Origin of the sequence: Archangium sp., from assembly GCF_036388035.1 — a bacterium.
Taxonomy (GTDB): domain Bacteria; phylum Myxococcota; class Myxococcia; order Myxococcales; family Myxococcaceae; genus Archangium.
In genome coordinates, this window is the sequence record NZ_DASVSO010000503.1 from 1 (window position 1) to 8,725 (window position 8,725).

At 71.5% G+C, this 8,725-nt stretch carries 7 protein-coding genes; 1 reads left to right on the plus strand and 6 read right to left on the minus strand.

The window, feature by feature from the left end; genetic code table 11:
* The 3 genes from VF697_RS20280 to pgeF form a co-directional block, all read right to left on the minus strand.
* Nucleotides 1–995 (minus strand): LysM domain-containing protein (locus tag VF697_RS20280; RefSeq protein WP_331097399.1); only part of this gene is annotated, 995 nt, incomplete at its 3' end.
* Nucleotides 996–1,017: 22 nt separating this feature from the next.
* Nucleotides 1,018–1,848 (minus strand): tetratricopeptide repeat protein, encoded by an 831-nt coding sequence (locus VF697_RS20285; protein ID WP_336785040.1) that lies wholly within the window; start codon nt 1,846–1,848, stop codon nt 1,018–1,020.
* A gap of 72 nt (nt 1,849–1,920) precedes the next feature.
* Entirely contained in the window at nt 1,921–2,691 is a 771-nt protein-coding gene (pgeF, locus tag VF697_RS20290; RefSeq protein ID WP_331097401.1) for a peptidoglycan editing factor PgeF, read from the minus strand.
* A gap of 171 nt (nt 2,692–2,862) precedes the next feature.
* Here pgeF and VF697_RS20295 point away from each other — a divergent pair, with 171 nt between their 5' ends.
* Nucleotides 2,863–4,782 carry a diguanylate cyclase gene (locus tag VF697_RS20295; RefSeq protein ID WP_331097411.1) on the plus strand — a complete coding sequence of 640 codons (1,920 nt, stop codon included), beginning with the start codon at nt 2,863–2,865 and terminating at the stop codon, nt 4,780–4,782.
* A gap of 30 nt (nt 4,783–4,812) precedes the next feature.
* Here VF697_RS20295 and VF697_RS20300 read toward each other — a convergent pair whose 3' ends face one another.
* The 3 genes from VF697_RS20300 to VF697_RS20310 form a co-directional block, all read right to left on the minus strand.
* Complete coding sequence (locus tag VF697_RS20300) at nt 4,813–6,273, minus strand: trypsin-like peptidase domain-containing protein (RefSeq protein ID WP_331097403.1); 1,461 nt, start codon at nt 6,271–6,273, stop codon at nt 4,813–4,815.
* A 120-nt stretch (nt 6,274–6,393) separates the two neighbouring features.
* Complete coding sequence (locus VF697_RS20305) at nt 6,394–8,388, minus strand: tetratricopeptide repeat protein (protein WP_331097405.1); 1,995 nt, start codon at nt 8,386–8,388, stop codon at nt 6,394–6,396.
* Nucleotides 8,389–8,725 (minus strand): DUF1957 domain-containing protein (locus tag VF697_RS20310; RefSeq protein ID WP_331097407.1); only part of this gene is annotated, 337 nt, incomplete at its 5' end.

Genomic DNA, 8,725 nt, shown 5'->3' on the forward strand with positions numbered 1-8,725 from the left:
CCCACCTGGACGCCGTCGCCGCTGCCCTTGTCGATCACCAGGAACTGGTGCTCGGCGGTCATGGTCAGGTACGGCACGAGCGCGGTGACGACGACGCCCTGGAGCTCCTTCTCGTTGCGCCGGCCCACCACCTGCTCCGACAGCTTCTCGCCGTAGGGGCCCACCAGGTCTCCGCGCGAGATGGCGTCCCAGGTGTCGGTGATCTGCGCGGTGACGTAGTTGTCGCCCAGCGTCACCACGCGCAAGGTGCCGACGAAGTCGGTGAGGAAGCCCACCGGCTTGCCCGTCACCGGGTGCTTCACTTCCTTCGCGGTGTGGAACACCACGTACCGGTCCCCGAGCTTCGCGTCCGCCTTGCGCTTGAAGCGCACGTAGACGGTGTCCGGGGTGGACAGCATCTCCGCGCCGGTGGAGGCGCCCTCGATGCGCCCCGCCTCGTCCAGCTCGCGGGTGGTGACGAAGGACTGCTTCATCACCGTCTGCGAGGCCTTGGGCTCGTAGCCGATCTTCCCCGTCACCTGCACCAGCGACTCGCCGTCGGCGTCCCCCATCTCGGAGGACTCGGTGATGTCGCCCTCGGTCACCATCTCCGCGGGGCCCACGCCCGCCTCCACCCGCGAGGGGACCTCCTCGCCTCCGGGGAAGAAGCGCACGTTGTTGCCCGGGTAGATCCAGTGCGGGTTGGCGATCTCCGGGTTGTAGGACCAGACCTTGGGCCAGTACCAGGGGCTGCCCAGGTACTTCTGCGAGAGGTCCCACAGCGTGTCGCCCCTCTCCACGGTGTGGACCTCGCCGGGAGCGGACTCACGGCCGCCCTGGCCCGGGGGAATGGCGACCTTGCCGGGCCGACCGGGCTCCGGCTCGTCGACGACCTCGGAGCCCTCGGTCTCGTCACCAGCCTCGGGCTCCTCCTGGTCGTCCGCGTTCTGGGCCCACACCGCGGGCGGCGCGAGGACGGTGGCGAGAAGAAGTGAGGAGAGGATCCGCGAGCGCATCGGATGACTTCCTTTCGGACTGCTAGTGCGAGAGGGACGCAAGCCGCTGCTCCGCCTGCGTGGCGGCGGCCGTCCCCGGGAACTGGGTGAGGATGCGGGTATAGAGCGCCCGCGCGTCGTCTTTCTGGTTGAGGCGCAGCTGGCACTCGGCCAGCCGGAGCATACCGTCCAACACGGCGTCGCCGGCCGGGTAGCTCTCGATGAGGCGCTCGAAGCTCTTCGCCGCGGCGGCGTGTTCCTTGAGCCCCATCTGTCCGAGCCCGCCGAAGTAGAGGGCGTTGTCCGCGCGGGGGTGGCGGGGGTTGTCCTCGGCGAAGCGCAACAGGCGCGCCACCCCCCCCTCCACGTTGCCGGTGCGCAGCGCCGCCACCGCCTGGTCGAACTCGGCGTCCAGCACGGTGGTGTCGAGCTCCTCCTTCGGCTCGGCGGCATCCGGGGCAGCGCTGGCGGCGCCGCCCTCGGGCGAGGGACTGATGAACATCTCCATGTCATCGGGCGAGGGCTCGACGACGGCGACCCGCGTGGGCAGCGGGGGCGCGGGCTCGTTGCGCGGCTTGAGCTTCACCACCGTCAGGTCGGGCGTGGCGAAGGTCTTCTCGGCGGCAGCGGCGGCGGGCGCGGCGATGGCGCCCTCCCGAGCCGGCGCGGCGGAGGCGCGGGCCTGGCTCACGCTGGCGTGCAGCTCCAGGCGCTCGAGGCGCTTCTCCAGACGCGACTGGGTCTCGCGCATGGCCCGCACCTCGGCCTTGAGCTCCACCAGCTCCGACGAGTGGCCGGAGCCCGTGGTGGCACAGGCGGACAGTGCGCAAAGGGGCGCGATGACGAGCAGGCTGCGGATGATGCGGCGCTCCAACAGGGCCTCGGGGGTTGTCTGGAGGATAGGAAGGCCTGTCGGAGACCGTCAAGAAATCGGCCTGGAGGCCGATCAGAACCGGTGTACCACGAAGTTGAGGTGACGGCCCGTGTGGCCCGCGTCACGCCGGTGGGAGAAGAATCGGCCCCCATCACACGCCGTGCAGTCGGGCAGCACGTCCACGTGGGCCGCCTTCAGCCCCGCGCCCAGCAGCGTGTCACGCACTGCCCGTGAGAGGTCCAGCTTCACCTCCCCTCCCTCGCGCGCCACCACCTCCACCCCGAACCCCCGGGTGAAGCGCTCGCCCAGGTCCTCGGAGACGACGTAGCAGCAGCGCTGGATGCAGGGCCCCACCGCCGCCAGCAGCCGCTCGGGCCGGGCGCCCCGGGCCGTCAGCGACTCCACCGCCCGCGCCACGATGCGCGCATCCGTGCCCCGCCACCCCGAGTGGATCGCCGCCACCCGCCGCCCCTGCGGATCCACCAGCAGTATGGGGACGCAGTCCGCCGTCCCCACCGCCACCCAGTGCTCCGGCCGCTCCGTCCACAGCGCGTCCGCCTCGCCCGCCGGGGGCCGCAGCGTGCCTGTCCCCTCACCTGCACCTACCTCTACCACCTGGTCCCCGTGTACCTGTTTCACCGTGTGGAGCGCCTCGAGCGCCGCGCCCACCGCCCCGGCCAGCCGGCGATGGTTCTCCTCCACCCGCTCTCGCAGGTCACCCACCGCGAAGCCCAGGTTGAGCGAGGCATAGGCCCCCTCCGACACCCCTCCGGCGCGCGTGGCGAAGCCGTGGGGAACGGGGAGGAGCGAGGAGCGCACGAAGGACGGAAGCGGAGGGGGCATGGGCGTCTCCAAAACGGGACAGGCTACGCGGCGCGTCAGGCAACTTCTACGTCCTCGGCGCCGAAGATTTTCTAAGGGAGCCCGTTTGACAGTGTGCGTCAGCCGATCTGACAATTCATGAACGACAAGGGGCATCACGGCACCGGGCCGACGGCCCTTGCCTCCAACAACATGGCATTGGGTCTCGACACCGTAGGCAGGAAGCTCCTGTGGAGCGTCGCCCTGCCCGGGCTGCTCGCGGCCCTGCTCGGGGCGGGCTACTTCTGGCGAGAGGCGCGACTCGCGGCGCGGGACGCCACGCACGATGAGTCCCTGGTGCTCGCCGAGTTCGTCGGCTCCACCTTCCAGCTCCCCACCCCCGAGGGCACACCCGCCCACTCCCCCGTCACCCAGTTGCTGCGCTCGGACGCCCGACTCCTGCGCTCGGCGGCGGAGCTGCACGTGCTGTCGCCGGACGGTCGCATCCGCTGGTCGCTCGAGCCCGAGAAGGTAGGCACGCGCCACCCCGAGGCCGAGCGCATCGTGGCACCCGGCCCCCAGACGGCCCACTCGGATCCGCACCAGACGGAGGTCATCCGTCCACTCGGTGAGGAGGCCTGCGAGGGCTGCCACGCGGGTGCCGGGTCGACGCGCCTGGGCGTGCTGCACCTGCGCGTGGCCGAACCGGAGGTGCACCGCGAGCTCACCGAGGTGCTCGGCGTCGCACTGGTCGCGGTGCTGGTGCTGGGCACCATCCTGATGTTCGCCACGGGGATGTCGCTGCACCTGTTCCTCGCGCGTCCCCTGCGCCGGCTGGCGGGCGCCATGCGCCGCGCCGAGGAGGGAGACTTCCTGGTGCGCGCGGAGGTGCGGGGCTCGGATGAGATCTCCCGGCTGGGCGCGGCCTTCAACGCCATGCTGGCGCGCATCACCTCCATGAAGGCCGAGGAGATCGACACCCACCGCGATCTCCAGGTGACGAAGTGGAAGCTGTCCCTCAAGGAGGAGCTGGAGGAGCGCATCGCCGAGCTGGCGCTGCTCTTCGACGTGGCGCGCTCGGTCAACTCCACCATCGAGCTGTCCGAGCTGCTCGCGCGCATCACCCAGCTGCTGCCCGAGCGGCTCCACATCCCGGACTTCACCATCCTGCTCGTCAACGCGGACGGGCTGCTGGAGGTGAAGAGCACCTTCCCGGCCAACCCGAAGCTGGAGGGCATGACCTTCCAGTTCGGCGAGGGCGCCAGCGGGCGCGCGGCGGAGCTGCACCGGGTGGTGTACGTGCCGGACATCAACGACCCCTCGAGCATCTTCGCGCGGCAGGGGCTGCTGCCGGGGCACGACAGTGGCTCGCTGCTGTGCATCCCCATGGTGCACATGGAGTCGGCGCTGGGGGTGCTCACCTTCCGGCGCCCGGAGGTGGCCAGCTTCGCCCCCGAGGAGCTGGAGCTGCTGGCCGCGGTGGCCGATCAGGCCGCCACGGCGGTGAAGAACGCCATGCTCCACGCCGAGGCGGTGAAGCTCACCATCACGGATCCCCTCACCGGGGTGCCCAACCGCCGTCATCTCTTCGCGCGGCTGGAGCTGGAGGTGGCCCGCGCGCAGCGCTTCGGTACGCCCCTGTCCATCCTCATGGTGGACATCGACCACTTCAAGAAGCTCAACGACGCCGCGGGGCACCGCGCCGGTGACGAGGCGCTGCGCCAGGTGTGCGACGTGCTCGGCGCCCGCGTGCGCAAGGTGGACACGCTCGCGCGCTATGGCGGCGAGGAGTTCATGCTGGTGCTCTCCAACGTGTCCAAGGCCGACGCCTGCGAGGTGGCCGAGAAGCTGCGGCGCGCCGTGGTGGAGGCTCCCCAGCTCGCCGTTCCCACGCAGCCCGGCGGCCACATCACCGTGTCCATCGGCGTGGCCAACATCCCCATCGACGCCACCACCCAGGACAACCTGGTGGACTGCGCCGACTCCGCCCTCTACGCCAGCAAGCGCGCCGGGCGCAACAGCGTCACCGCCTACTCGCCCGGCATGGAGCAGCACCCGGGACGCGAGCGCGGACTGTCGCGTCCCGTGGATCCCTCCTCGCCGAATCCCGCGCCCAGCGTGGCCAAGGCCTGAGTCACCCCAGGGCCCTGGCCACCGGGTGGCTCACGGGATGCGCAGGGCCCGGAGGAAGCGCCCGCCGCCCGCCACCTCCACGCGCAGCAGCAGCGTGCTGCCCGCCTGCGCCTTGCGGATGAGCTTGGCCAGCTCCTCCGCGCTGCGCACCGGCTTGCGATCCACCTCCACCACCACCATGCCCGGCTCCAGCTCCGCGCGCTCGGCCGGCGAGCCCGGCAGCACGTCCGTCACCACCGCGCCCTGAGCGGACTGGAGTCCCGCGCGCTCGATCATCCGCGGATCCACGTTGCTCAGCGACACGCCCACGCGGGCCTTGGAGGACTCCTCGGGCTCGCTGCTCCGCTTCTGGCGCAGGCCCAGGCCCTCCAGGTCCGGGCGCGTCCCGAGCTGCACCTTCAGCTCCTGGCGCTTGCCCTCGCGGAAGACGTCCAACGTCGAGGTGCTGCCCGGCTTCTTCAGCGCCACCGTGCGGGTGAGCTCGCCGCCCGAGCCCACCTTCTGCCCGTCGATGGCCACGATGACGTCATCCGCCTTCAGGCCCGCCTTGGACGCCGGGGAGTTCTCATTCACCGAGGACACGATGGCGCCGTCCGCGACGGGCAGCGCCAGCGCCTTGGACAGGTCCCGCGTCAGGTCCTGGATGCCGATGCCCAGCCACGCCCGGGTGACCGCGCCGTCCTTCTCCAGTTGCGGCACGAGCGCCTTCACCAGGTTGCTCGGCACCGCGAAGCCGATGCCCGTGCCCCCGCCCACGATGGCGGTGTTGATGCCCACCACCTCGCCCTTCATGTTGAAGAGCGGACCGCCCGAGTTGCCCGGGTTGATGGCGGCGTCCGTCTGGAGGAAGTCGTCGTAGGGGCCGGAGTGGATGTCCCGGGCACGCGCGGAGATGATGCCGCTGCTCACGCTGGAGGCCAGCCCGAACGGGTTGCCGATGGCCAGCACCCAGTCGCCCACGCGCAGCGCGTTCGAGTCGCCCAGCTTCACCGTGGGCAGGCCTTCCACCTTGCCCTTGAGCCGCAGGAGGGCCACGTCGGTGAGCGGATCCCTCCCGACGATCTCCGCGTCGAAGCTGCGCCCGTCATCCATGCGGACGCGGATGGACACCGCGCCCTCGATGACGTGGTTGTTGGTCAACACCAGGCCCTTGGAGTCGATGATGAAGCCCGAGCCCGCCCCCTGGCGGATGGGCTCGCGCCGCTGCGGGCCCCGGCCTCCACCGCCGCCTCCGAAGAAGCGGTCCGTGAAGGGGTTCTCGCCCGGCCCCATCTCGGACATGGAGGCCTTGGCCTGCACGTCCACGTTGACGACGGCGCCCTTCACCGATTCCACCAGCGGGGCGAGTGAAGGCAGGGCTTGTGATTCCCGGGTGGCCGGCTGGAGGGGGGCGTTCTCGGTCGCCGCCGTCTGAGCGGGCGCCAGCATGGGCAACGACAGGAGGAGAGCGCCAGCGAGGGCGCTCCGTGGCGGGGTCAGTCGCTTGATCATGATGTCTCCCCAGATAAGACGGAAACACGGACAGGCAAGGCGTACCCGCCCGGCCTGCACGGCTGGGAAACACTGGAGCCGCCCGTCTCTTCCCGGGAAGGAGGGTGAGGGGTGTGGGTGCTACGCCCCCAGCAGCAGGGCGAGCGCCCCGGGCTGGCCCGGCTCGAGGGAGAAGAGGAGCCGCTCGCGCAGCACCTTCAGCTCCTCGTAGCCCATCTCCACCGCGTGCCCGTGGGCGACCGGATCTCTCAGGCGCTCCTTGGCCTGGGTGACGAAGTCGGCCAGCACGTCGAGCAGGCGCCCCGGCAGCGGGTAGCGTTCACTCAAGAACGTTTGGAAGGCGCGCAGGTAGGGCTCCTCGCGGCGCTGGAGGACGCGTGCCACCTCGCCGAGGGACGGAGCCCGGCCGGGCCGCTCCGGATCGAAGGCCGCGGCGAAGTTGTCGAAGTACTCCACCTTGCGGCCGCGCTTCTCGCGCGTGGCGGCCTGGAGGAAGTCCTTGAGCTGCCCCTGGGCCACCAGCCACTCGCGGAAGCGCTCCACGAAGAAGATGTTCAGCGCGCGCTCCAGGGCCCCGGCGTACAGCACCGCCACCGCCGCCGCGGGCAGCTCCGTGTAGAGGGCCTTCTGGTACGTCCGCTCCGCCACCATCACCGCCTGAAGCAGCGGCGGCGGGCACGCGGCGCGCGTCGTCCCCAACCCCCGCTCCACGTTCTCGCGCGCCTTGGCGTCGATCTCCGCCTCGCGCTGCTCCAGCTCCTCGCGGGTGCGCCGGGCCTGCTCCGCGCGCGCCGCCGCCTGCGCCGCCCGCGCCTCCTCCTCGGCCCGGCGTGCCTTGTCCTCGGCCTGGGACTGGGCCGCCCGGAGTGACTCCAGCTCGCGGCGCAGCGCCTCCAGCTCGCTCTCGCGGGCCACGAAGCGCCGACGCAGGGACTCGGACTCGGCCTTCGCCGCCTCCACCTGCGCCTCCACGTTGGCCTGCAGCTGCGTGCGCCACGCCTCCCGCCGCCGCGTCAGCTCCAGGCCCCGCTGCGCCTCGGGCTCGTCGGGGTCCATGGCGAGCGCCGCCTGGAAGGCCGTCTCCGCGGCCTCGAAGTCGCCCTCCTCCGCCGCCAGGTGGCCCAGGTCCACCTGGAGCTGGGGCCCCAGCTTGCCGTGCGCCTCCGCGTGCGCCGAGGCCCGGGCCAGGGCCTCACGCGCCTCGGGGCGGCGCCCCAGCAGCCGCAGCGCGCGGCCCCGGGTGGCCTCCAGCTCGAAGGAGAAGCCCTTGTGGTGCTCGCCGGGCACGGCCCCCGCCGCCTCCAGGTGCGCCAGCGCGTCCTCCGCGCGGTTGCGCAGGTTGGCGATCTGCGCGAAGAGGAGCCGATCCTCCAGCGTGGGCCCGCTGTCCAGCCGCTCGGAGATGAGCTGGTCGCACAGCCCCGGCTCCCCGGCGAGCTGGGCCGCGTAGGCCATGTGCCCGAGCTGCTCCGGCACCAGCGTCCCCGCCGCGCGCAGCTCCTTCCACAGGGCCAGGGCGGGCGCGGCCTGCCCCAGCAGCAGAAGGCAGTCGGCCAGCAGCCCCTTGGCCTCCGCCTGGACCTCCGCGGGCACGTCACTGGTGAGGAGGCCACGGCACATGTGGGCCGCCTCCTCGTTGCGGCCCAGCTTCGCGCGGGCCCGGGCCAGCAGCAGCTTCGCCTCGGGCCCGGCGCCTCCCGCCACCGCACGCGAGAAGACGCGCTCGGCGGCGGCGTAGTGCTCGAGCCGTGCCAGCGCGTAGCCGTACTGGACGAGCACGTCCGGCGCCATGCCCTTGTCGAGCTGGCCCATCAGCTCCACCGCTTCCTCGAAGCGGTCCTGGCGGATGAGCACCAGCCCGATGCGAGCCATCAGGTCGCGGTTGCCGGGGAAGCGCGCCAGGCCCTCGCGATAGGCGGAGGCCGCCGCGTCGTACTCGCCCCGGCCCAGGTGCACGTCGCCCAACGACATGGCCACGTCCGGGCGACCCAGGCTGTCATGGGCCACCAGGTCGCGGAGGATCTTCTCGGCCTCGCTGAACTCCTCGCGGGCCAGCAGGGTGCGGGCCCGTTCGTAGAGCTTGAAGGCCTTGTGCTTGGGCAGCGTGGTGCTCACTCAGGCCGGACGGTAAACCCGATAGTCGATCTCGGGGAAGATGTTGTTCTTGCCCTCGATGTGGGACAGCCAGCCCTCATCGATATTCCCGCCGCGGACCTCATCATGCAGGCGCTGGAAGCGCAGCAGGTGCTCCTGCGTCCGGCGCACGGCGTAGTCCACCATGGTCCCGGTCTTCATGATGAACGCCCAGTCCGACGACTGCGCCAGCAGGAGCTCGCGCGCGGCCTGGTTGAGCGCCCGCCGCAGGAGCGTGGGGGCGTCCGGGTAGTCCTTGGCCAGGGCCACCATCTGCCGGGAGCAGTGGTGGAGGTGCCGGTAGATCCAATCGTTGGAG